Origin of the sequence: uncultured Lacinutrix sp. (genome assembly GCF_947500605.1) — a bacterium.
GTDB lineage: Bacteria > Bacteroidota > Bacteroidia > Flavobacteriales > Flavobacteriaceae > Lacinutrix.
Genome location: NZ_CANMSJ010000005.1, coordinates 136,386 through 160,386, shown reverse-complemented (window position 1 = coordinate 160,386; position 24,001 = coordinate 136,386). Strand labels below are relative to the sequence as shown.

22 protein-coding genes are annotated in these 24,001 nt (G+C 30.0%); 3 read left to right on the top strand and 19 right to left on the bottom strand.

Annotation, left to right across the window (positions count from 1 at the left end; translation table 11 throughout):
* Positions 1 to 39: 39 nt before the first annotated feature.
* The gene (lptB, locus tag Q0935_RS09290) at positions 40 to 780 is read left to right on the top strand and encodes an LPS export ABC transporter ATP-binding protein (protein WP_055435367.1); all 741 of its coding nucleotides are present in this window, start codon (positions 40 to 42) and stop codon (positions 778 to 780) included.
* 85 nt (positions 781 to 865) lie between these two features.
* On the opposite strand, the gene Q0935_RS09285 is transcribed toward lptB, so the two are convergent.
* From Q0935_RS09285 to Q0935_RS09275, 3 genes are read right to left on the bottom strand one after another with little or no spacing between them, the layout of a single operon-like run.
* Positions 866 to 1,462 (bottom strand): hypothetical protein, encoded by a 597-nt coding sequence (locus Q0935_RS09285; RefSeq protein ID WP_299251711.1) that lies wholly within the window; start codon positions 1,460 to 1,462, stop codon positions 866 to 868.
* 17 nt (positions 1,463 to 1,479) lie between these two features.
* The gene (locus Q0935_RS09280) at positions 1,480 to 2,289 is read right to left on the bottom strand and encodes a tellurium resistance protein TerC (protein ID WP_299385122.1); all 810 of its coding nucleotides are present in this window, start codon (positions 2,287 to 2,289) and stop codon (positions 1,480 to 1,482) included.
* Positions 2,289 to 3,035 carry a CDP-alcohol phosphatidyltransferase family protein gene (locus Q0935_RS09275; protein WP_299251705.1) on the bottom strand — a complete coding sequence of 249 codons (747 nt, stop codon included), beginning with the start codon at positions 3,033 to 3,035 and terminating at the stop codon, positions 2,289 to 2,291. Before Q0935_RS09275 ends, Q0935_RS09280 begins: the two co-directional genes overlap by 1 nt.
* Positions 3,036 to 3,262: 227 nt before the next feature.
* On the opposite strand from Q0935_RS09275, the gene Q0935_RS09270 reads away from it, so the two are divergent.
* Complete coding sequence (locus Q0935_RS09270) at positions 3,263 to 4,327, top strand: PorV/PorQ family protein (RefSeq protein WP_299251702.1); 1,065 nt, start codon at positions 3,263 to 3,265, stop codon at positions 4,325 to 4,327.
* Positions 4,328 to 4,335: 8 nt separating this feature from the next.
* Positions 4,336 to 5,502 (top strand): DUF4105 domain-containing protein, encoded by a 1,167-nt coding sequence (locus Q0935_RS09265; RefSeq protein ID WP_299385119.1) that lies wholly within the window; start codon positions 4,336 to 4,338, stop codon positions 5,500 to 5,502.
* A 138-nt stretch (positions 5,503 to 5,640) separates the two neighbouring features.
* On the opposite strand, the gene Q0935_RS09260 is transcribed toward Q0935_RS09265, so the two are convergent.
* From Q0935_RS09260 to Q0935_RS09185, 16 genes are all read right to left on the bottom strand, one after another.
* Entirely contained in the window at positions 5,641 to 7,035 is a 1,395-nt protein-coding gene (locus Q0935_RS09260) for an exopolysaccharide biosynthesis polyprenyl glycosylphosphotransferase (protein WP_299385115.1), read from the bottom strand.
* A gap of 56 nt (positions 7,036 to 7,091) precedes the next feature.
* Positions 7,092 to 8,102 (bottom strand): glycosyltransferase family 4 protein, encoded by a 1,011-nt coding sequence (locus tag Q0935_RS09255; protein ID WP_299385113.1) that lies wholly within the window; start codon positions 8,100 to 8,102, stop codon positions 7,092 to 7,094.
* Positions 8,099 to 9,694, bottom strand: a complete 1,596-nt coding sequence (locus Q0935_RS09250) for a hypothetical protein (protein ID WP_299385109.1) — start codon at positions 9,692 to 9,694, stop codon at positions 8,099 to 8,101. Before Q0935_RS09250 ends, Q0935_RS09255 begins: the two co-directional genes overlap by 4 nt.
* Positions 9,695 to 10,633 (bottom strand): glycosyltransferase family 2 protein, encoded by a 939-nt coding sequence (locus tag Q0935_RS09245; RefSeq protein ID WP_299385105.1) that lies wholly within the window; start codon positions 10,631 to 10,633, stop codon positions 9,695 to 9,697.
* On the bottom strand, positions 10,617 to 11,948 hold the full coding sequence (locus Q0935_RS09240; protein WP_299385101.1) for an O-antigen ligase family protein: 1,332 nt from the start codon (positions 11,946 to 11,948) through the stop codon (positions 10,617 to 10,619). The genes Q0935_RS09245 and Q0935_RS09240 overlap by 17 nt, the downstream gene beginning before the upstream one ends.
* Positions 11,949 to 13,025 carry a glycosyltransferase gene (locus tag Q0935_RS09235; RefSeq protein ID WP_299385097.1) on the bottom strand — a complete coding sequence of 359 codons (1,077 nt, stop codon included), beginning with the start codon at positions 13,023 to 13,025 and terminating at the stop codon, positions 11,949 to 11,951.
* Between the two features lies 1 nt (position 13,026).
* Positions 13,027 to 14,139: a glycosyltransferase family 4 protein gene (locus Q0935_RS09230; protein WP_299385092.1), complete on the bottom strand. Its 1,113-nt coding sequence runs from the start codon at positions 14,137 to 14,139 to the stop codon at positions 13,027 to 13,029.
* On the bottom strand, positions 14,139 to 14,687 hold the full coding sequence (locus Q0935_RS09225) for a DapH/DapD/GlmU-related protein (protein ID WP_299385088.1): 549 nt from the start codon (positions 14,685 to 14,687) through the stop codon (positions 14,139 to 14,141). Before Q0935_RS09225 ends, Q0935_RS09230 begins: the two co-directional genes overlap by 1 nt.
* Positions 14,688 to 14,692: 5 nt before the next feature.
* The gene (locus tag Q0935_RS09220; protein ID WP_299385083.1) at positions 14,693 to 15,697 is read right to left on the bottom strand and encodes a glycosyltransferase family 2 protein; all 1,005 of its coding nucleotides are present in this window, start codon (positions 15,695 to 15,697) and stop codon (positions 14,693 to 14,695) included.
* Positions 15,690 to 16,727: an exostosin family protein gene (locus Q0935_RS09215; protein ID WP_299385079.1), complete on the bottom strand. Its 1,038-nt coding sequence runs from the start codon at positions 16,725 to 16,727 to the stop codon at positions 15,690 to 15,692. Before Q0935_RS09215 ends, Q0935_RS09220 begins: the two co-directional genes overlap by 8 nt.
* Positions 16,720 to 18,273: a glycosyltransferase family 2 protein gene (locus Q0935_RS09210; protein ID WP_299385074.1), complete on the bottom strand. Its 1,554-nt coding sequence runs from the start codon at positions 18,271 to 18,273 to the stop codon at positions 16,720 to 16,722. The genes Q0935_RS09215 and Q0935_RS09210 overlap by 8 nt, the downstream gene beginning before the upstream one ends.
* A complete protein-coding gene (locus tag Q0935_RS09205) occupies positions 18,273 to 19,424 on the bottom strand; it encodes a glycosyltransferase family 4 protein (RefSeq protein WP_299385070.1) in 1,152 nt (383 codons plus the stop codon). Before Q0935_RS09205 ends, Q0935_RS09210 begins: the two co-directional genes overlap by 1 nt.
* Before the next feature lie 6 nt (positions 19,425 to 19,430).
* Positions 19,431 to 20,198 carry a hypothetical protein gene (locus tag Q0935_RS09200; protein ID WP_299385067.1) on the bottom strand — a complete coding sequence of 256 codons (768 nt, stop codon included), beginning with the start codon at positions 20,196 to 20,198 and terminating at the stop codon, positions 19,431 to 19,433.
* A gap of 122 nt (positions 20,199 to 20,320) precedes the next feature.
* Positions 20,321 to 21,757, bottom strand: a complete 1,437-nt coding sequence (locus tag Q0935_RS09195; RefSeq protein WP_299385062.1) for an MBOAT family protein — start codon at positions 21,755 to 21,757, stop codon at positions 20,321 to 20,323.
* Positions 21,758 to 21,773: 16 nt separating this feature from the next.
* Positions 21,774 to 23,171 carry a CDP-glycerol glycerophosphotransferase family protein gene (locus tag Q0935_RS09190; protein ID WP_299385059.1) on the bottom strand — a complete coding sequence of 466 codons (1,398 nt, stop codon included), beginning with the start codon at positions 23,169 to 23,171 and terminating at the stop codon, positions 21,774 to 21,776.
* Positions 23,164 to 24,000 (bottom strand): polysaccharide pyruvyl transferase family protein, encoded by an 837-nt coding sequence (locus Q0935_RS09185; RefSeq protein ID WP_299385055.1) that lies wholly within the window; start codon positions 23,998 to 24,000, stop codon positions 23,164 to 23,166. Before Q0935_RS09185 ends, Q0935_RS09190 begins: the two co-directional genes overlap by 8 nt.
* Position 24,001 lies beyond the last annotated feature (1 nt).

The following is a 24,001-nucleotide window of genomic DNA, read 5'->3' as shown; positions in this document are numbered from 1 at the left end:
ATCTTAGTTTAGTATTTTTATCTAATATAATATGTACACATGAAATTAAAAGCCGAACATTTAATGAAGTCCTACAACGGACGAAAAGTTGTAAAAGATGTTTCTTTAGAAGTAAATACTGGAGAAATTGTTGGATTACTGGGACCTAATGGTGCAGGAAAAACAACCTCTTTTTACATGATTGTTGGCTTAATTAAACCTAACGGTGGAAACATATTTTTAGAAGGTACTAATATTACCAAATACCCAATGTACAAGCGTGCACAAAATGGTATTGGTTACTTAGCACAGGAAGCTTCGGTGTTTAGAAAGTTAAGTATCGAGGATAATATTTTAAGTGTTTTACAATTAACTAAACTAAGCAAGAAAGAGCAATTACATAAAATGGAATCGCTTATAGACGAGTTTAGTTTAGGGCATATTAGAAAAAGTCGTGGCGATTTATTGTCTGGTGGAGAACGTAGAAGAACAGAGATTGCTCGTGCCTTGGCAACCGATCCTAATTTTATTCTTTTAGATGAACCTTTTGCTGGTGTAGATCCTGTGGCTGTAGAAGATATCCAGCGTATTATTGCACGTTTAGCAAAAAAGGATATTGGTATTCTTATTACCGATCACAACGTACAAGAAACATTAGCTATTACAGATAGAACATATCTTATGTTTGAAGGTGGCATTCTTAAAGCTGGTGAGCCAGAAGAGCTTGCTGCAGACGAAATGGTACGTAAGGTGTACCTCGGTCAGAACTTCGAACTGCGTAAAACTAAAATTGATTTTTAGAAGAAATAATAAAGAAATATTTTACAACAAAAAAACACCATTAGTAATTTACCAATGGTGTTTTTTTATGCTTTAATAATTTATGCTAACCTCTACGTCTCTCTAGTAAAACCATCATCATTAAACTAAGCATAATACGATCGTCGTCGTCATTATCTATTGGTTTAAGAAGTTCTACTTTAAACTCTTTTCCGAAGAAAGAAGGCTCTTTTTTCAGCTTTACAATAATCTCATCTCTTAAATTAGTAACATTATAAGTAGGATTAAATAAGTAACCTGTAAAGAATCCTAAAACAGGTATTTCTCCCAATATAGAGTCTAAAACCTTTACCCAAGCATTGTGTTCTTTAATGTGGTATTGTATTTTATCGTGCTGGTCTATAATTTCGTAATTAGCCTTCCATATCGAAGCCCAACCTTTTCTAGCCACTTTACCAATTATAGAACCATTTGCATCTTTTAATGCATAAGCTGCAGAAAAATCTAACCATTGGTTTGCTGCAATAGTATAAGCAACGTTTGTTTTATTAGAATCTGAATATATAGTAATCGCTTCTTTAAGCTTAAACATTTTTTGCTTTACATAAGCTACTGTCTTACCATTTGCATCTTTAGCGGTAAAATCGTTTGCAAGTGTACCGATATGGAAACTGAATTGTAAAGGGAATTTTAAATCTTTCATCTAATAAGTTTTTTAGTTTAAGCCTTTTCTGATTTATTATTCTCCTTTAATAGCTTCTTTTGGTAGCGACCTTGTACAACATCTACAATTACAAGAATGGCAATTACAAAATAGAACGTTGTTTTACTCATTGGTACAATTTCATTTCCAAAGAAATATAAGTGAGCCAAATGGCCACCTTCGGTAATCAACATAATTCCAACTATAAATAGAATGAATAAACCTAAGACTTCGTACATTCTGTTTTTAGATAAAAAGCTAGAAATCTTATCGGCCATAAATAGCATTAATAATCCACTAGCTACAATAGCAATGGCCATAACTATAAAAGCGACTGTAGAATCTTCAATCTCTCTTGTTAAACCAATGGCTGCTAAAATAGAATCGAAAGAAAACACCAAATTCATAATCACAATACTTGTAATTGCTGCTTTTGCGGTTTTTGTACCACGCTCGGCATCTTCTACTTTATGGCTATTTTCTTGAAGCGAAATCATGTGCCAGATTTCTTTTATAGCAGTATAAACAATAAAAGCGCCACCAACAAGTACAATAATACTGTGGCCGTTAAACGAAAACTTTACAATATCTTCTATTTCTCCTGTTAGCCAAGAAAAAGGTTCTTGAAAAAAGACGATAACTTTTACTAACACAAATAATAATATTATCCTTAAAACAATAGCGATTAAAATTCCTTTTTTACGCACACTTTTTTGTTCGGAGAGTGGTGCTTTTTTAGATTCTAAAGAAATGTATAATAAGTTATCGAAACCTAAAACAGCTTGTAAAGCCACTAGCATAATAAGTGTAAAAATAATTTGACCCATTAGTTTTTGTTATTTTGAATTAAAGAAAGAAGAATATATAATAATATAATTACTGGTATTGCTGCAAAATGCAGTACAATTAATAAAACTAGACTTAGAATAATAAAAACGTAGCGCATTGCATTATTTTTAAAACTATAGTCTTTAAATTTTAAAGCAAATAGCTTAATACCCGAATTAAGCAAGTAGCAACTTAAAAGAGCAAGCCCAATTAAAAACCATTTGTTTAGTATAATAGCATTAATAGCATCGTTATGTTGAAACTCCATAATTAATGGCAACGACATAATAAGTAATGTGTTCGCAGGAGTTGGTAGACCTTTAAAATACGTCTGTTGGTCTTCGTCTAAATTAAATGTTGCTAGCCTGTAAGCCGAAGCTAAAGTTACAAACAATCCAATAATTGGTACAAAAGACATTGAAAATCCAGACCAATGTAAAGACCATTCATTAGAAGCTGCCATAGGTGGCGCATCTACAGCAATGGCTATAAGTTTATAAAGAACAATACCAGGCACTAGACCACTAGTAACCATATCGGCTAGAGAATCTAACTGTAAACCTAGTTCGCTTTGCACATTTAGTTTACGTGCTAAAAGCCCATCGAAAAAATCGAAAAAGATACCTAAAAAAACAAATAATGCCGAAGTAACAAAAAGGTTATTAACCGCAAATAATACAGCGATACTTCCACATAACAGATTAAGAAGTGTTATAAAATTTGGAATAAATTTTTTAATTTGCATGGGTTGGTTTTTTGGTAAAAATAGTAAAGTATTTCAATTTAATATAACACTATACAATATAGTATTTAATTTGAAGTTTAAATAGATACCCAAAACAAATAGAATTTAGGTTTTTATAGACGTTCTTTTCTTCCTTATTTTGTTGAAATCATGAGCTCTAAATTCTCTAAAACCTATTTGTTTTGAGTAAATAGAAAATTTATACCATCTTTGTAAAAAAATTGCCATTGAAACTACCACTAACTCTTGCGCTAACCTTAGTGTCTATTACACTTTTTAGTCAAACCAAATATTCTAACGAATTCATGAATATTGGTGTTGATGCCGCTGCTCTTGGAATGAGCAATGCTGTAGCCGCTACCACTAACGATGTTAATGCTGGATATTGGAATCCTGCAGGATTAGTTAATGTAGAAGATAACCAACTGGCATTAATGCACTCTAGTTATTTTGCAAACATTGCGAATTACGATTATGCTGCATTTGCAATGCCTTTAGACGATAGAAGCTCTATTGGATTCTCTTTAATACGTTTTGCAGTGGATGATATTTTAGACACTACACAATTAATTGACGATCAAGGTAATGTTAACTACGACCGAATTAGTTTATTCTCGACCGCAGATTACGGTTTTACATTTTCTTACGCTAGAAAATTACCTATTCAAGGTTTAAACTATGGTATTAATGCCAAAGTGATCCGTCGTATTATTGGTGATTTTGCTAATTCTTGGGGATTTGGATTCGATGCCGGTATTCAATTTGAAAATGATAACAATTGGAAATTTGGCTTAATGGCTAGAGATATTACAACAACTTTTAATTCTTGGAGCTACGATGAAGAAGCTTTTGCAAGAGTACAAGGTGCTGTAGAAGGACAAAATCAAGAATTACCAGAATCTTCAGAAATTACAATACCTAAGCTACAAATAGGAATTTCTAAAAGCTACCTTTTTCATTACGACTATAGCTTAAAAGCAGCATTAGATTTAAATGTACGTTTCGAACAAAACAACGATATTTTCTCAACATCTTTTGCAAGTGTAAATCCTGCTTTAGGATTTGAATTTGGTTATATAGATATGATATATCTTAGAACTGGTGTTGGTAATTTTCAAAATGAATTACAAATAGATAATTCCGAAAGCTTAAGTTTTCAACCAAGTTTTGGTCTAGGCTTTAAATACAAAGGTATTTATGTAGATTATGCTTTTACAGATATTGGTGACCAAAGTGCTGCATTATATTCTAACGTATTCTCATTAAAATTAGACTTTAGCGCTTTTAGATAACATTAAATATGAAGAATTTTTTACTCACTTCACTCCTACTTTCTTTCTTTTTTTCGTTTTCTCAAGTCCCACAACTTACAGATAATACTGAAATAAGCATTATTACTATTGGGCCAGGAAATTTATTAAACGATAGCTTTGGACACAATGGTTTTAGAGTACAAAATGAATACCTAGATGCTATTTACGACTACGGAAGATATAATTTTGAAGATCCAAATTTCTATACCAATTTCGCTAAAGGAAAATTAAAATATTTAATGGGAGCTGCTAATACGCGAGATATTATCGCGTATTACAAAAAACAAAATAGAACGATAAAAGAACAAGTTCTTAATTTAAACGAAGCCCAAAAAGAAACACTTTTAAATTACTTAGGTAATAATTACAAGCCTGAAAACAGACCATATCTTTACGATTTTTTCTACGACAACTGTGCTACTAAAATGCGTGATGTCTCTGAAACGGTTTTAAATGGAAACATAGAATACAAGACTCCTAAAGTTTATAAAAACGAAACCTTTAGAGAGCTTATACAAAACAATTTATATTGGAATTCTTGGGGAAGCTTTGGTATTGATATTGCCTTAGGTTCTGTTATAGATAGAACAGCAAGCCCAAGAGAATATATGTTTTTACCAGAAAACATCTTTCAGTTTTTTGAAGAAGCTTCTTTTAAAAACACCAATAAACCCATTGTAAAAACATCTAAAATACTTTACGCCCAAGAAGGTGAATTTAAAAAAGATAGTTTTTTTACGAGTCCTATAGTTATTCTTTCACTTCTAAGTTTAGGTATTTTATTTATCACTTTTAAGGATAGTAAAAACGCTAAACGTTCTAAATGGTTAGATGTAATACTTTTTACAACAACTGGTATTATTGGCTTACTATTACTACTACTTTGGTTTGCTACAGACCATACTGCAACTGCTTACAATTACAACTTACTATGGGCATGCCCAATTAGCTTAATAGCTTTATTTCAAGTCTCTAAAAGTGCTCCTAAGCGTTGGTTTGTTAGTTATTTAAAGTTTCTTGTTATTATGCTTTGTTTAATGACTATGCATTGGTTTATTGGCGTTCAGGTTTATGCTTACGCGCTTATACCTTTACTAATTGCATTGGCTGTAAGGTATATTTATTTAATACGTTTTTTAGGACGCAAAGTTTAAAAGCAGTTATACTTTCTAACTCTTTTTTAAGTTTATCTGATTTTGAAAAATGGCTACTCCCGAAGAAAAAAATAACATTATTTACTAATTTAGTTTTTAGATTTATTGAAGGCTGCTAAGAAAGTGATTAGAATAAAACTACTGTCCTCTTAAAAAGATAACAGTACTTAGAGTCTTGACTATAATATTAAAATCTAGTAAAAATCCACGATGTTTAATATAGTATAAATCGTATTCTAGTTTTACCAAACTATCATCAACACTAGAACCATAACGTGCTTTTACTTGCGCCCAACCGGTTAATCCAGGTTTTACAATATGCCTTGTATGATAAAACGGTATTACCGATGCTAATTCATTTACAAATATTGGACGCTCTGGTCTTGGTCCAATAATACTCATGTCTCCTTTAATTATATTTATTAACTGAGGCAATTCATCTAAACGAGTGCTTCTTAAAAAACGTCCAAAAGCAGTTACTCGCGAATCATTTTTTTTCGCCCAAACAGCGCCTCCAGACTCGGCATTAATTACCATGCTTCTAAATTTATAAATTTTAAACGGCTTACCATTTTTACCTATTCGCTCTTGAGAATATAGTAAAGGTCCGCGATTACCAATACTATTACCTATTAAGATAAATGGCAGTATTAAAATAGAGCATAAAATCCCGAAGGCAGATAATATTAAGTCAAAAGTACGTCTGTAAGCGAGATAGAGTTTATTTTTATTGTTACGACTGAATGGAAAATACTTATAAAAATCTTTACCTATAAACTGCACAGGCACTCGGTAAGACATGTCTTCGTATACCTGACTATACTCTCTAATAGGATAACCACGTTCTAAAAACGTTATTAAATCTACGTATAAAGAAGAAGAAATAGTTTCAGAATTATAACTTGCAACAACAATTTCCGAGATGTTTTCTTCTTCTATAATTTCATGAATGTCGTTTGCTTTAAATTCTGTTATTCCGTTAAATTTAATTTGATCTTCTTTTTCCTCTTCACAATTAATAAATCCTATAATTTGATAATTGGGATCTGCTAATTTTAAAGATAAAACTATAGCCTGAATACTAGAAATCTCACCAACCAACAATGCTCTTTTATAAAATCTTGGAGAAGCTATAAAGGTAATATAGGCCAATCTCCAGATTATTAACGGTAACAATATCGCTAAATAAAAATAAAGGATTTGAATACGATTTTCGGGTAATACCGGCGTGTAATAAGGCGTTAGAAGGTAAACAAGAACAGTTACAGAAGTTGTAAGTAATATGGCACTTGTAACACTTTCTATTTTACTAGATTTTTTTAAATCGTAAAGCTCGAAAACGGTTCCGAAACCCATAATATAAAGAGCTAAAACAAGTAGCCATCTCCAATGTGTGTCATCAATAGTAAAATAATCGAATGCGGTAAAAGAGCTAAATAAATATAAAGTAACACCAACAAATAGAACATCAAAAAGTCGTAGCAAGACTTTCCTTTCAGATATTTCAAAATGAATATTAGACTGCTTATTCATTGGTTAGTTAACGTGGTTTTGCGTAAAGATAATAAGTAATACGAGGTTTACAATATTTATTGTAAAATAGACTTCCATTTCTCTTTAACTATTTGCCAACTATAGTCTTCCGTTTTTTTCCTTGCTTGCTTAACTAAGTTGTTTTTTAAATTCTCATTATTTTTTAACTTTAAAATTGCTGTAGTAAAAGCATCTACATTGTTAGGAGGCACCAAAACACCATCTACATTATGCGCTATTAAAAAAGGCATACCTCCTACATTTGTAGATATTACCGGTAAACCCAAAGCCATAGCTTCTATTATACTTACTGGCATATTATCGAAATTGGTAGTATTTATAAAAATGTTATAATCTTTAGAAAGCGTAATCCATTCTTTTTTAGAGAGTTTTCCAGTAAAACTAACATCTACTTTTAAAGATTTCGCAAAGATTTTTGTCTCCTCTAAACTACCATCGTTATCTGGACCAACCATTGTTAAACTAGTCTCGAAACCTTTATCTTGAAGTGTTTTTAAGATAGAAACTGCTAATTTGGGATTGTATATTTCAGAAAATGAGCGTACCCAAAGTAATCTAATAGTTTCTATTGTTCTGCTTTTAAAAGTATAGTGCTCTAGTTCTATAGCATTTGGAATTATGGTAATATTTTGATATCCTAAACTTTCAAAATTAGATTTTAAATACGCTGAGGGAGATACATTTATATACGCATTATTAAAAACTGCTTTACTTAATTTAGGGCTGCTTTTAAGACGATTAGGTAAGTTTCCTCCATGTAAAATGGGAATATATTTTAAACTAAAAACGCGACACAATTGGCTACTTAAATAAGCAAAATAGAAGTTTTGAGTACTGTAAGTATCTATTAAAATATAGTCTGCCCAAGTTTTATTTTTAATAATAGACAACAGCATATCTAACAATCGTAAAAACTTATTTTTTTTACTGGATACAGATTTTACACAATAACCTTCAGTAGCTAAAGCACTACTAAGTGTGTCTATAGTTGTTGCTGTTTTACCTTTAGAAGATAATTTATTTCCTATGTAGAGGATGTTTTTCATTGGATCTTGTAGAGTGAAATATTTCCTTCTGTGTGTATAGCTGTCAATTCTATAGCATAATTTTCATTTCTACTAACAATATAATTCACCTCTAATGATTTCAAAATAGCAATAATATCTTTTATAGATTTTGCTTCTCCTACTCGCTTTTGATCTTTTCTCCACTGTATAAATCTTGAAGGATTACCTTCTATTAACATAGAAGCGCCTTTTGGGTCTAAAACAACAGATCGCTTTGTAGCAGCTCTATATACATGACTTCCAAATAGAACAGCTTCTTGATCTGTATTAACAGAAATATACTCAGCCATTTTATCTGAATCTTTTTTTTCCGCTTTATAATTACTACCTAAACTTAAGTTATTTGGTAAAACATACCTTGATAAATCATCACCAACAAAAGGTACAGAGTTAAAAACTTCTAGTTTACACACTATTAATATCACAAAGTAAACTGAAGCTAACACTGGTAAAAAACATTTGTTCTCGATTTTTTTCTTAAAATGATTAAGTAAAAACGCTATCGCAAAAAATGACGGAATTATTGCTACTTTTTGACTACGTATAAGCTGAAATGATAATCTAAAATTTAAATTAAACAAATTATTAATAGCTTGTTCTACATAAACACTCACAGAGGGTAAAACAATTAAAATTAGTGTTAAAATAATAATTAACCTTGCTTGAGTGTTTTCTCTTTTATTTTTTATCGTTACCAAATAATATAAAACGATAGGAATAACATAGAATAACGTTTTAAAAGTTAGCCAATGTTTCAAAAAAGTTAGTGGTTCAAAAAAGAGCCTTGGTATTCTAGTATTAAAAGCTTCTAGAAATGCATCCATATTATAGACAACAGTACTTGATGTTTTTCCGAAATAGGTAATGATAAAAGGAAGCATACCGATAGCTATAGCTATAACAATTATCAAAATATTTTTTGTATTTAAAAGATCCTTTATTTTATAAAAAAAGAGCATTAAAATAATAAATGACACATAAAGCAGAATACCTCCTAATCCTGTAATAGGATGAAAATTAAAAATTAATCCAATCAAGAAACCAGATATTACAAGTCTATTTAAACGGAGGTTTATAACTAAAAAAGGAATTGGAAACAAAGTAATATATAGTGTTCTTGGCATCATTGCCCAAAGGTCTGCAATGCCCCAAATTTCTAATCCTGGCAACCAAACAATACCTCGTATTACAAAAGATACTATTAAAGCAATCCAAAAATCTGGAATAAACCTATAGATTAAATAGAACCATAGAATACCAAATAATAAATGACAAATAGTGTTTAATATATTTATTACTTGTACATAGTCTCCATTAGTGAATTTAGCTATAAATCGAAGTGGTTGCACAAAAAATGGTGTGTAATATTTTACATTATTTATATCATTTACATAAAGATCCTTTTTAAACAATTCTGGATTATCAAACTTCTGCGCAACAGGTATAATATTTTGAAGATCGGAAGACAAACTACTGTAATTTGCATTTAAATTCTCAATATAAAAACCTAGAGCAATAATAAGGTGTATTACAAAAATTAAATAAAAACGATTATTTTTAGATTTCAGCATTTAATTTACTTTTGGTGCTTTAGTAATATCGTAGTGCACTGCTTGTAGTAATAATTGAAAGCCAACAATAATAGTTAAAGTCACTAACATAATGGTTCCTGTTGGAGCAAAAACGGCTTGACTAGAATAAAACCACCAATTATAAATACCGTATATAAGCCCGAATAAAAACAAAGGAGTTCCTATCAAAATATAGATAGACGAAATATTAAAATCGTAAACAAAATACGCTTTAAACAGTCTATTAATAAAGGTTTTTATCAATTTTGGGAAAAACACGAAAGGCATTTTCCAAACACTCATACTCGACTTCTCATCTGCATAAATTGCTGGCATTGCTACATCTTTAATAACTGCATCTTGAAAATATAGCTGAGAAATTAATGATGTTTCAAAGTAATATCTATTAGAAATTTCGTCGAAATCTAAACGCTTTAATGTTTCTGTTTTAATTGCAAAAAAACCATTAGTTGGATCGAAATTATTCCAATAACCTGTAGCTGCTTTTGTAAGGAAAGACAAGCCTAGATTACCTATTTTTCTTGTAAAAGGCATTTTTTTTAGCGCCTTAAAGTCTCTAAAACGATTACCTTTTGCATAGCTGGCTTTTCCATTTACTAAAGGAGCAATAAGATCTTTTATGTAACTAGTATCCATTTGGTCGTCTGCATCAACTTTAACAACAATATCTATATTGTCTTCTATGGCTTTTGCAAAACCTGTTTTGGTAGCTCCTCCAACACCTAGATTTTTTTCATGTTTTATATACTCCACATTCGAGAATGCAGACAATGCTTCTTTTGGGAGTGCCTCTAAACTACAATCATCAACAACATATACTTTGCATACTATATTTGGCAACTTACTCAGCACCTTCACTATATGCTTAGAGGCATTATAGTAAGGAATTACAACGGCTACTTTATTTAGGTTTTGCATTGGTAAAATAATATCGTGGTGCGATTAATAATATGGTTACTAAAATAAAATACCCTAAAATGGTAAATACAGAGCGATAAAGATATAAATGTTCTCCAAAATAAAGTGTTACCAACATAGCGAACACCATACCGCTAAGCGCCAATTTAAGAGAGCTTACCTTTCCAAATTTAAGATATAAAAAAGAAGTAAGCCATTTTAAATAAAAATATAATCCTACTAAACCAACTTCGTTTATTAAACTTAAATAAATATTATGAGCTGATGAAGTAACCAAAAGCCTATTATTAACACCTATTCCAATGGGTATTACATAAGGATTATTGGCTATATATTTTAGATACATAACTACAATTTTATCCCTTCCTGCTCCTAAATCTTCATACAACTGACCAACATCTATATTTTGAGCCTTAAAAGCATCTGGGCTAGAAACTTTATTAATAACTCTCCCTTCTATTGTATTACTTATAGTTTCAATAAATTCTAAATTAAAAAAGAAAGCTACTATTATAGCTAAAGATAACACTACAGATAACGCTAAAAACTTCCTTGTTTTCATAACAAAAATATAACAAGCAAAGATTAGCAATGCTAGATAAGTAGTACGCGAGCCAGAAATACCAATTGTAGCTAAACTTGTTAATAAACTAGCTATAATCAAAATTTTATTGACTTTTAACTGCTTCTGAAGAAATAGACCAACTGAAAAAACAAATGATATAAACATAGTCATACCTAAACAGATTTTATTGGGCCCTAAAGCACCCGATAAAAAACCTCCATAAGCTGCCTCATAAACACTATTCCATAGAAAAGGAATATAACCAGAATACTGAAGAAAGACTACAACGGCCTCTACAATCGATAATATTAAAACAATACTCGCTACAACTTTATAATTACTTCGTTCTCTTAAATACATGGCAACAAAAACGCCTGTATAAAAGAATACTACCATGTGATAATAATATAATACTGATTTAATAAACCATAAAGGCCTTCCCATAAACACACTAAACAATGCTGTAAATATTAATGTAAAACCACACCACATTACAAAAGTATTGAATGTTTTTAGGTAAGTTTTCGCTCTTATATAATATAATACAAACCCACTATTATTGTACAAGACAAAGAGTATAACGAACCCTGCTAAATCAAACAATCTTAATTCATTATCACCTTTAACACTATACTTTACAACAGGTAAATTATAAAAATAAGAGATAATCATTGCTAAAACTGCTAACCTTACGTATAACGGTTTAAACAGTAATTTACATTGCTTATTTATGTGCTCAGTTTTTGTCATTTATTCTAAAATACGCTTATAATCTTCAACTAGTGTTTTAGCAACTGAATTTGCAGAAAAATTAGCTTGAACATGTGTTTTAAAATTCGCTCCTTTTATTCTAGCATTCTCCATATCGCTAATATAATTTATTATAGCTTGAGAAAGCGCTAAAGCATTAATAGAAGGAACTAATTGCCCTAAAGTTTCATTAGCAATCACCAAATTACAATTCCCTACATTAGTTGCAATTGTTGGCAAACTTGCTAAACCATATTCTAATAAAGCAATTGGCAAACCTTCCGACTTAGAAGAAAGCACAGCAATTTCTGCTTGATTTAATATGTGAGTAATATCTGGTTTACTTCCATAAACAAAAACATTTTCTTCTAATCTCAAGGTCTTTATTTCTTGTTTAAATGCTTTAGAATAATCATCTTCAAAATCTTTACCTACACAATGTAAAGTCCATTCTGGAAACTGACTAACAATACCTTTAAAAGCTTTAAGCAAAGTAAAATGATCTTTTTGCTCTCGTAAATTAGCTAAATGAATAATACGTTTATTTTCTTTCCCTTTTAATGTTGTTCGACCTTCAATTATATTTATTACGGCAAAATTAGGAAGGTAACTCACCTTTGTACTATTTAATGTCTCTCTTGCCCATACTTCTAACTCTTTATTTACGCTGTAAATAACAGAAAAATACTTAGAACATTTTTTTAGCATTTTATAAGATCGCGCTTCTAAAAAAGTACTATTTCCATAATGATCATGCCAAACAATCTTAACATTCTTATTTAAAATTTTAATAATTGTTGCTAAAAAAAACGAGGTAGAATGTGCATGGATAACATTAATTTTATTGTGTTTAACAAAACTGTTTAGATTTTTAATTGCCTTAAATTCAATCGTCTTCTTTTTATTTAAAAACAAATAATTAACGCGAGTATCAATACTTTCTTTTAATAAACCTTCTTCGCGAGTTGCACATAAATAAGAAGTTTCTATATTAGAGGTTAAGGCATTAGCTATATTAACTGCTACACGCTCTGCTCCTCCAGTTTGTAAAGAATCTATTAGTTGTAAAACTCTCATTTTAATGCTTTAATAATTTTAATATTTCGTTCTCAAACAAATCTAAAGTATAGTGCTGAGACCATTTTAAAGCAGCTTTAGATTGTAACTTTAATTGCGCTTTATTTTCTATCGCTTTTATTAACTTATTTGTAGCACTTTCTAATTCAGATGGTATTAAAACACCTCGATTCCCATAATCTAACATATAGGGCACACAAGAAATTTTAGTAACTACAGGTATGCATCCAAAAAACATAGCTTCTGCAATGGCTTTTGGCCAACCTTCGGACTTAGATGGTAATATTGAAAAATGCGCCACTTTTAAAGCCTTTTTAATAGCTTCTTTGGGTTGATTACCATAAATAATAATAGTATCACTTAAATTCTTATCTAGAACATATTGAATAAGTTTCTCCTTTAAAACACCATCTCCAAACAACTCTAAACTTATATTATATCCTTTTATTTTTAACTGTTCTATTATTTTAATTGCTAATAATGGTCTTTTACCAACAACCAGACTTCCTATAAAAACAAATTTTAAAGTTTTGTTATAAGCACGATCTGGCACAGTTTCTATTTCTGAACTTCTATAGGTAGCTGTAAAAAATGGCTTAATATTTTTGGTTTGATTGACCCAATCACCATAAACCAAAACTTGTATATTTTTAGTTAAATTTGTATCACTTAATATCCATTTTTGAAGTTTATAACTCAACGGCTGCTTTGCATTAGGATCCCAATTACCTGCATATTTTGCTGTTTTTGTTTTCTTAGGAAAAAATAATTGTACAAAACACCCCAATAACCCTATATTCCCAGGACATCTTAAATGAATGTGGTCTGCCCATAACATTCCTCTAAATAGTTTGAATATTATTACTGGTGTTAAAATAAAACTGATGAACGTAGAAAGTATACTCGAAAAATTTAAGTTAGGAATAGAATCAACAATTGGTTGTTTTTTAAAAGATATTGTTAATAATGGTTCATTGTATTTCGTTGGAGAAATTATTTTAAAATCCTCAACATAATCACCCCAAATATCCATTTCTCTAACGTAAGGAGCATAAGCCTTATAACAATTATCTTCTTGTAATGTTGGAGCATTTGTTACAACTAAAAACTTCATTATATATAGTCTTTAGAGCTATTGTAATTAATAATTTCACCAGGAACACCTACTATTACCGCATTATCTTCTATAGATTTAGTAACTAAAGAATTAGCTGCAATAACACAATTATCACCTATTATTATTGGTCCAACAATGACCGCATTAACACCTATATAAACATTATTTCCAATGGTTGGAACACCTCGTTTTTCTCCTCTTCCGCTTATACCAATGGTCACGCCTTGAGAAATATTACAATTATCTCCAATTTTTACTTTCGAATTAATAATAATGTTTCCGAAATGTCCGATATAAAAACGCTCTCCAATATCTACAGCATATGGAATACTGATACCAGTAATGATTTCAATCCATTTTTGATTGATTACTGCAAACCCTAATAAAATTATTTTAAAAGGTTTTAAAAGAGAACTCTTATATATTTTATTTGAAATTCTATACACTATTAAAGCCCATAAGCCTTGCTGAGTGCATAGCAAAATCAATGAAGATTTATTACCACTATACTTTTTATATTTTATAAAATCGGATTTTAAACTCAAAACAGTTATACTTCTTTAGGTTTGTTAAAGATAAGAGAAAACCATCCAATAGTACGCCCAATGGATTCGGTTAGCGCTTCTTTTCGTTCATTAGTAGTTATAACATTTGTAAACCGAATACAAGTTAATAAAAATGCTGTGGCATGCCATTTAAAACTAGCTTTAAATGTAGGATTAGCATACTTAACACGCCAAACATACCAACCATTTCTAACCACCATTTTACCATAACTGTATTGATTTGGTCGTCCAGAGCCATCATGATAATGATATAACTGTACATTTGTATTGATTACATTTTTACCAAATTTTAAAGCTCTTAAACAATAATCGGCATCTTCGTATAGTCCATAACCTTCAAAAAAAGTAGAAAACTTAATAGCTTCAAAAACGATTCTACGAAAAGAAAAACTCATACCTATTAATAAGTCAACATCATAAACTTTAGAATTAAAAGGATAACCATAAGACAATCCATTGGAAAAATCAGGCATTACCATTGGTGGTCTGTTAGATTGTAATCCTAATAATTTTCTAACAATATTTCGTTGACTTTCTTTAATAATATATCCATCTATCTCGTAGTACTTCAATTTAGAGTATTTTTTTCCATCAATTTTAGTTTCCCATCTATTTTCATTAATAGCTAATCCTCCCACTCCAGTTATATCACTATAATCTACATACGTTTTTATAAGTTCTTCAAAATAATTATCAGTAAGCTTAGTATCGTCATCTAAAAAACAAACTACATCTGAAGCATCATCAATTAATTCTAACCCAAAATTACGTTGCTTCGTTAACCCTCGATTAGCAGCATCAACTTTAAAATAGTTTAGGTTATCAAATTTATTTTCAGACAAAACTGTTTCTGTTTTAGTATCTGTAGAACCATCGATAATTAAAATCTCGGTTGGGTATAAGGATTGACTTCTTACAGATTCCAGCAACGTTAACAATGGTTGCGAACGCATATACGTACAAACAATAAGAGTAAATTGTTTAGGCATGAGATTTCTTTTTATTGATAAACATATCATGAATCGCTATAAAATACTGGTCGCGTAATAGCTTGCTTTTCCACAATAATCTATTATTACGTTGAAGCTCTAAAAACTGATCTTCATTTTTAGAATTATGAAATTCTAATATCTTTTCTACCATTTTAGACACTTCATTCTCTTCAATTATTACACAATGTTGCTTCCAATCTATAGTATCTTCCAAAGGTAGCTTACAATCTGTATTTAATAACACAGGAATGCGTCCCATAGCCAATGTTTCATAAAAACGAACCGAAAAATTACCAACACCTCGACTACAAAAAGTATAGGCATTATTACAAATATTATTATAAAACTCTTGAGTTGTTTTTTGTTTATCTATTTCTGTTTGTATTCCTGCTCTATAATTATTTCTAAGAATAAAGTTTGAATTTAATCGTATATCTTTTGATAATAGAGACAAATAATTAGCTCGTTTTATACTTGATGGGTAAAAGGCCTGCTTGTCTACTAATTGATTTTTAAAAATTCTTTTTACAGCTCCTTTAACGTGGTTAATCCATTCTTTACAATACTTCAATATTCCTGATTGTGCATGACCAACAAAACCAATACTTGGTTGTGGTAGTTTTTTTAATACTGAAAAATCTTGCTCTAATACTAAGTAAGGATCGTTAATAAACGATGGCATAATAAAATTGTTTTTATTTAATTTACTTTTAAAACCACCTAGTCTAAACGTGTAGCTATTCGAAATATAATTAGTAAAACCATAATCACCAGATGTATAAACCCATAAAGGTTTATTATGTTCCTTTGCTTGCTTTATTAAATTATTAAAAGCTGGTTTGTATTTTAAAAAAGAGGTATAATTAATAGGAAGTATAACAACATCTGAAGCAGTAATAATATCCACAATTGTAAAATACTCGCTTAATTTATTAGGCGTTAAAAAATTGATATCAAACAATAACGGAAACACTTCTCTACGGTGTGTTTCTATTAAAAATTGTCTATCTGTGTATATTTTAAGCATTACTGTTCTGCTTTATCTTGTTACTCCATAAAACACTTTGGTTCCATTGTTTTGGAAATTGTTTTCTAAATTTTATCGGGTTTTTATACCCTAACGCTTTAAACTGTTTTAAAAATAACAATAATTTATAACCTTGTAATTGTTGTTTTGTATAATACGTTTGATATAACAACTGTACTGTAGGTGATGGTTTTGGCTGAATATTTTCTGCTTCCCAAAGTTGTTTTATTTTTGTTCTATACCCACCAATTGGTGCTTTTAAATGTGTTATTTTAAGATTTGGAATAAAAATAACATCTTCTCCTTTGTTTCTTAATTGCATTCCAAATTCTGAATCTTCGCCAAAACCAAACTCGTAAGCCTTATTAAATTTCAATTCTTTTAATGCACTAGATTTTACTAGGCTAGAACCAGAACCAAAAATAGTGGTTTGGTGCATTTTAAAAAAACTTTGTTTTTGATGTGGTTGTAAACACAAGTAATTTAAAACAGATAACCCATTTTTTTTAATAATACTTAAAGACGTTGTAAAAAAATCAGCATCAAATCGTATATCATCATCTGCTAAAAATGCCCATTCACTTTCTACTTTAGACAATGCTATATTTCTAGCATTACAAACACCTGGTTGGTGCGTAAACTCATGTTTTATACTAAATGGCCAATTTTGGGTAGTTAGATAATCTAATTCTGAAACTGAATTTTGTTGAGTATTCTGTTCCACGATAATCACATTTTTAGGCAAATGTGTTTGCTTAACTAAATCTTTTAAAACATCGTATAAGTGTTGCTTTCTTCCTATGGTAGGAATAATAACATCTATTGTCTTGTGTTCTATTTGTTGTCTTGAAGATTTTATGTCTATAGTTTCTAAATCTAATTCTTGATTTAGCTGTTTGTAAAAAAGACTTCTAAACAAACTAAAAATTGAAGTTTTCCTTTCGTAAATAGCATAACTACAAGTTAAGAAAACAATCCATACCCATTTATAATGCTGTTTTACAAATTTAAAAAGCTCTTGTTTTGTCGCTTTAGGCATTTCAATTTGTAAAAACGTATTGTTTTTAATTAAACGCGGTTCAGAATAACAAAACAAGCCTTCTATCATTGCACGTTTAGCTAATGCTATTAAAAAATAATCGAAAGATACATTATAATTTAAACGCGGTTTTAGTGTATTTAACACAACGGTATTAATTCCACCTACTAAACTGCTAGCCATCCAGGTAGGAAATGTTACATTCTTATTTATTTTTAAATAAAAAGAACGCTCTACATAACCAATTTGTTTTGGCAAATAGTCTTGTGCTTTGGGGTTATAAAAAGCTAATATGCGCTTATGATGAAACACCTTAGAAAACGCCTCTATATTTAAGTCCTTAATTAATGTCTCATGACACCAAACTACTAATATTTCGGGATATTGTGATGCTATATTTTTTAAGGTTTCTGATATTGTTTTATTTAAAACAGTAACTTCTATAGGCTGAAGCGCTTCATCTAAAATGGAGGTTACTATTTTAAAATTATGTACTAAAACAATCATTAAGCGTTATTAATAACATGAGAATAATATTCGATATTCTTATTGGCTTGCTTCCCAATATCAAAGGTGCTTTCTACTTTTAGTCTTGCCGCTTTACCAATAGTGCTACACAATTCTGTATTGTTTAATAATGAGCATATTTTTTCTGCATATAAAGCTAGATGTGTTGGATGTACTAAATAACCATTTACACCATCGTCTATTAACTCTTGAGCCCAACCAATACTTGTATTTACTACAGGTTTTTGGAGCGCCATAGATTCTATAGTAACCATGCCTAAGGTTTCAGCAAAAGATGGAAAAATACAAACTTGTGCTTTTTCAATTTGTGTTTTCACCTCAGCATATGGTATTTTACCCAAATAATTGACACTTTGTTTTGCTTTTTCAGTAAACAAATTTTCCATTAACGCATATGTGGACGTGCTTCCAGTTTTAATATCTGGAGCATCTCCTCCTATAAGCACTAGTTTTGCCTCTGGATTAGTTTCTATAACTGTATTAAAAATTTGAGCCAATTCTAAAACACCTTTTTTTCTAATAATTGTTCCAATATAAAGGATTGTATTTGCATTATATTGTTTGGGAGTTTCATTTACAAAGTGATTTAATTGCAAGCCATAATGTATGGTTTTTATTTTCTTTTTATCTAAACCAAAAATCTTTTGGGTTTCTACACCTGCATAAGTTGTTGGCGCAATAAATGCCGATGCTTTTTGTAATGCCAGTTTTTCGAACACAAAGTTTTTAAACTTTTGTTTTCTATTATCTAATTTACAGAAATACGCATCACTACCATGAAAACGTATAACCAAAGGCACTTTAAAGTTCATAAATGCTGTAATTCCTGTCCAATCTGGTGCTTCAAGTAAATTTATATGTTTTTCTTTCACCACTTTGTTTACATAATGCTGAATGTGTTTTCGGTATTTATACCAAGTTAAAAAGGAATACGTTTTCTTTTTTATTAAATGAATAACAACACCTTGATCCTCTATTATAGCATCTTCATTTTGATGATATACAAATACAGTTACGTCTACTTCTTTTGCTACCAAGGCTACTGCCAAGTTTTTAATACTAGTTGCTATTCCAGCAGCATGTAAAACTTTAGAGTGAGGATATTCGGATGTTATTAAGCCTATATGCATAGCAGTTTATTGTATTAATTTATCTTTAATTTTTACATACAGATCTTTTGTAAAAACTTGAGCTCCATTGTGGTTTAGATGTCCATAATTGTAAAACAGCTTATCCTCATAACCTCGAGACATATCTAACAAATTAGGTAGTTTTTGGTTTAATTTATCAATATATTCTATATTTTTCATTTTACTACTGTAAGGTGCTACAAATAAAATAAGATTGATATTATGCTTTTTACATAGATTCACAATGTTATCTAGCACTGGATTACTTTTCGATATTTCAGACGGTAAACTAGCGGTTTGTTTAGGGTAATTTCCATATTTAGGATTGTATCCAATTTCAGGATTAACTCTTGGTTTTTTGTTTACTAAAGAGAAAAAACTTTCTCTTATTCCCATTTTATGTCCATTTATTGCATACCTATAAAATGGCAAATAATACATTTTATTAAAATTACTTAGATTCTCTTTTATATGTTTTTTCACAATATTATTCCTAATAAAAGGTACTGCTTGTGCTGAGACCATTGTGGTTGAGTTAGTCATTTCAAAATTACTATCAACTTGAAATACTAGGTTTTTTATTTTATTAGATGTTATTAATAATTTTAGTTCCAAAAAATTATCATTTAAACTTGCTCCTAGAACACCTAAATTAATTGTTTTTTTACTGGAAAGGCTATCAAAAAGCTTTGTATCGACATGATTAGCAACTCTTGAAGACCCTAAAAAAACAATATCATAATTTTGATTTTCTACATTTAGAATGTATTGCAACTTGTTTCTAGGATTAGTATTTTGAAAAATATATGTATAGACAAAATCACTTATATACAATAATGTAATAAGCAGAAAAATAATTGATACACTGTATTTTATAAATCTCTTCAAAACTTAAATTAAAATTGAAAATAAATAAAGTCACTTACGTTAGAAAAATTTCCAAGTAAAATTATACCTAAAAACACTAAAACTATTTTAGTAGTTATAAACTTACCAAAAAACGGATGCTCTTCTTTTTTAATAAACCATTCCAGAATAACAAAACCTATTATTAAAAGCATTAATTCTGGAGCATAACGCTCTATAGATAGATATTGCAAACCTCCTTTAAAATTGAATGCAAATAATTTTTTAATATACACAAAAGCATCAGTAATTGTATTTGCTCTAAAAAATATCCATCCTAAAGTTGTTAAAGAAAAGGTTATTAACATTGACATAAAATCTTTAAAACTTGGCAATAACCTTTCGCTTTCTATATCCCCTAAATGTTTTCTGTTTCTATTGGTTAATAACAATGGTAAAAAATAAATGGCGTTTAATGCTCCCCAAACTAAAAAGGTCCAGTTAGCTCCATGCCAAAACCCACTTATTAGAAAAATAATAAAAACGTTTCTAATTTTTAACCATTTAGAGCCTTTACTGCCACCTAAAGGAATATATACATAATCTCTAAACCATGTAGATAAAGAGATATGCCATCTCCTCCAAAACTCTGCAATGTCTCTTGAAAAATATGGATATTTAAAGTTTTTCATTAAATCTACACCAAATAATTTTGAGGTACCAATTGCAATATCCGAATACCCACTAAAGTCACCATATATTTGAAACGCAAAATATATAGCTCCCAATAATAAGCTTAAAGAATTCATTGTTTCATATTTTGAAAAAATCTCGTTGACATAAATTGCACAGGAATCTGCAATCACTATTTTTTTAAATAATCCCCAGATTATAAGATGTAATCCTTCTTTAGCTTTTAAATAATTAAATGATTTTTTTACATAAAACTGAGGCAGTAACTGTTTCGCTCTTTCAATTGGACCAGCTACTAATTGCGGAAAGAAACTTACAAAAACTGAGAATGCAATAAAGTCTTTAGTTGGCTCTAGCTGTTTTCTATACACATCTATTGTATAACTTAATGTTTGAAATGTGTAAAAACTTATACCAACGGGAAGAATAATATTTAACGAATTAGGCTTTATGTCTTGTCCAAAAAATGAAAATGCTGCAATAAAATTATCAATAAAAAAGTTATAGTATTTAAAAAAACCTAAAAAGCCTAGATTTACAAAAACACTAGTTAAAAGAAGTGCTTTTCTTTTTTTTTGATTTATTTCTTTAAAAAGTTCTAGCCCTAAAAAATAATCTAAAACTGTACTAAAAACTATAAGTAGTAAAAAACGCCAATCCCAGAAACCATAAAAAATATAGCTTGCTATTAATAGTACTATATTTTGATACTTGTAGTTTTTGTTAGCTACAAACCAATAAAGCATAAATACTATTGGTAAAAATATGGCGAAATCTAAGGAGTTAAAAAGCATCTAAATTATTTACTTTTTAATGTTTTAAAATAGAGTCTATTGATTCCCATATTTTAACAGAGGCTCTTGTAGGCTCTTTTCCTGCTACAATTTCAAACCATTTTAAACCTTGGGTTACGTTAGATGTTTTACCATCTAAAATATTTTTAACTATTTGTTCTAAATCTTTTTTATCTGTACAAAACACAGCAGATTCTTGGCTTGGCATAGATCTAAAATGAACATATTTATAATTCTGACCAATATCTCTAATACCCTTTTCAAGTTGTGGCTGCTCGTAATTATAATAAATACAGGGTTTTTTATGTGCTACAAAATCGAAAACTGTTGATGAACATACATTGGTTACAAACTCGCTATGTTCGCAAACATTATATAATAGTTTAAAATCTTCTTTTGCAGGTAATACTTGATTCCATTGGTTACCCATAGGCTTCCAAATAGGATCTATAACTTCAATAACATCTTTATTGTTTTCAATTACCGTATTGTATCTATCTGTAAAATCGACAGGACATTTACGATAAATTATACCTAAGTTTTCACCTCTAGCATTTAAACGTCTTACGGCAAGTGCTAAATCTTCAAGGTAGTATTGATCTAAAGGTGATGTGGTTTCATCGTCTCCAGAGTAACAGATATATTTTTTATTTTCATCTAGATTATAATCTTTAAAAAAATCTTCTCGAGATTGCTTTAGACTATTATTAAAATGCGGCTCGAACTGTGGTGTTCCTGTAACTATAACTTGATTCTCTTTTACAAAAGGATAGTATTTAAGCACTTCCGTTTTCATTAAATCACTCCATACAAAATAATAATCTGTTTCGACTACTTGCATGGCTTTTGGCACATTATCCCAAGAATACACAAAAGCTACTGTTGGAATTCCTAAATCTTTAGCTGCTAATAATGCGCTAATAGACTGTGTAGAACGCTGTGTTGTACAAAATATAATATCTGGCTTATGTTCTTCTAATTGTGCTTTACAATACTTATATTTAGACGTAGAGCGCTCTAAAGTATTTATTTTATTTATGAGTTTAACGACTCCTTTTTCTGAAGAATGCAAACCGATAAGACACTTTGTATACAGTGTTTTAAAAGTGTTTTTTAAACCTTTACAGCTAAATGGAAACTTATAAGTAGCATAAACAGCATCGTTAAATTTATCTCTCGACACATTTAATTCTGCACGTTTTCTTGCTCTTGTATAAACAGGTAATAATTTATGAGCGGTATGATCTTCTATTTTAACTTCCTTAAAACCAAGGTTCTCTTTTAATGAAAATACGGTATTGTTCCAATATGTAATATCGAAACCCATTTGTTCTCCAATATTTTTAAAATCGGTGAATGCGAAGTTTCTTAAACCTACGCCATCTGGAAAAAAAACGAATACTTTTTTAGACATTTTTTTCTTCTTTTTTAAAAGGACAAACTTGCATTAAGCCATTACATAACGCTTGTATTGTTTCTTGTTTTGGTAAGCTTGGCTTTTTGCTTATTAGCGTTTTTAAATCTTCTATAGTACTATTCTCTGCTAATACAGAAGAGCTGTAAGGCTCTATTGCTACAGATTCAAAATAATCTTGATATTTTATATCATCACCAAACACATCGTTAGAAAATTTTTGCCATACAGCAGGAATACCATAAGTGTGCGCAACAATTACACCGTGTAATGATGACGACACAATTGCTTCGCATTTTAAAAACTGATTTGTTGTTGCTTCAATATCGTTGGTCATTAAATCGATAATTAGCACCTTTTCATTCTTCCCGAATTTTTTGGTTATAAAATCGAAATCTTTATAATGTGGTACAATACCTAGCGTATATTCTTTTTTAATTTCGGGATTATAAAACTTTGGTAATAATAACGCTGGATCTCCATAAACTGCTGGCACATGATAACCTTGATTAATTAAATGTTGCCTTGTTTGTGGTCCACGTACTGCTAAAAAAGTCGCTTCTTTTATGTTATATTCTTTAGAAATAATTCCTGATCCCCAAACAATACAATTAGTTGTCACATTTGTTAATATGCTTCCTATCGTGACATAAATTGGACTTAAAAAATTGGCAATCGCGAATTTTGAAGGATTAGCCCAAATCGCCTTCTTACCAGAGATTTTTTCAACTAAATACTGTCCTAAAAGGTCACCATAATTTTCTTTGGTTTTACCTTGTAGTTTTTTTTCGTTCCACCAGAACAATCGTAACGATTGGCTTGAAAACATA

Bases quoted from the DNA above. Each gene is read 5' to 3' on its own strand.
- Q0935_RS09285 (WP_299251711.1), bottom strand. From the start codon at position 1,462: ATGAAAGATTTAAAATTCCCTTTACAATTCAGTTTCCATATCGGTACA.
- Q0935_RS09275 (WP_299251705.1), bottom strand. From the start codon at position 3,035: ATGCAAATTAAAAAATTTATTCCAAATTTTATAACACTTCTTAATCTG.
- Q0935_RS09245 (WP_299385105.1), bottom strand. From the start codon at position 10,633: ATGCAAAACCTAAATAAAGTAGCCGTTGTAATTCCTTACTATAATGCC.
- Q0935_RS09210 (WP_299385074.1), bottom strand. From the start codon at position 18,273: ATGATTGTTTTAGTACATAATTTTAAAATAGTAACCTCCATTTTAGAT.
- Q0935_RS09265 (WP_299385119.1), top strand. From the start codon at position 4,336: ATGAAGAATTTTTTACTCACTTCACTCCTACTTTCTTTCTTTTTTTCG.
- Q0935_RS09230 (WP_299385092.1), bottom strand. From the start codon at position 14,139: ATGAAGTTTTTAGTTGTAACAAATGCTCCAACATTACAAGAAGATAAT.
- Q0935_RS09240 (WP_299385101.1), bottom strand. From the start codon at position 11,948: ATGACAAAAACTGAGCACATAAATAAGCAATGTAAATTACTGTTTAAA.
- Q0935_RS09220 (WP_299385083.1), bottom strand. From the start codon at position 15,697: ATGCCTAAACAATTTACTCTTATTGTTTGTACGTATATGCGTTCGCAA.
- Q0935_RS09195 (WP_299385062.1), bottom strand. From the start codon at position 21,757: ATGCTTTTTAACTCCTTAGATTTCGCCATATTTTTACCAATAGTATTT.
- Q0935_RS09280 (WP_299385122.1), bottom strand. From the start codon at position 2,289: ATGGGTCAAATTATTTTTACACTTATTATGCTAGTGGCTTTACAAGCT.
- Q0935_RS09250 (WP_299385109.1), bottom strand. From the start codon at position 9,694: ATGCTGAAATCTAAAAATAATCGTTTTTATTTAATTTTTGTAATACAC.
- Q0935_RS09215 (WP_299385079.1), bottom strand. From the start codon at position 16,727: ATGCTTAAAATATACACAGATAGACAATTTTTAATAGAAACACACCGT.
- Q0935_RS09260 (WP_299385115.1), bottom strand. From the start codon at position 7,035: ATGAATAAGCAGTCTAATATTCATTTTGAAATATCTGAAAGGAAAGTC.
- Q0935_RS09235 (WP_299385097.1), bottom strand. From the start codon at position 13,025: ATGAGAGTTTTACAACTAATAGATTCTTTACAAACTGGAGGAGCAGAG.
- lptB (WP_055435367.1), top strand. From the start codon at position 40: ATGAAATTAAAAGCCGAACATTTAATGAAGTCCTACAACGGACGAAAA.
- Q0935_RS09190 (WP_299385059.1), bottom strand. From the start codon at position 23,171: ATGTCTAAAAAAGTATTCGTTTTTTTTCCAGATGGCGTAGGTTTAAGA.
- Q0935_RS09255 (WP_299385113.1), bottom strand. From the start codon at position 8,102: ATGAAAAACATCCTCTACATAGGAAATAAATTATCTTCTAAAGGTAAA.
- Q0935_RS09185 (WP_299385055.1), bottom strand. From the start codon at position 24,000: ATGTTTTCAAGCCAATCGTTACGATTGTTCTGGTGGAACGAAAAAAAA.
- Q0935_RS09205 (WP_299385070.1), bottom strand. From the start codon at position 19,424: ATGCATATAGGCTTAATAACATCCGAATATCCTCACTCTAAAGTTTTA.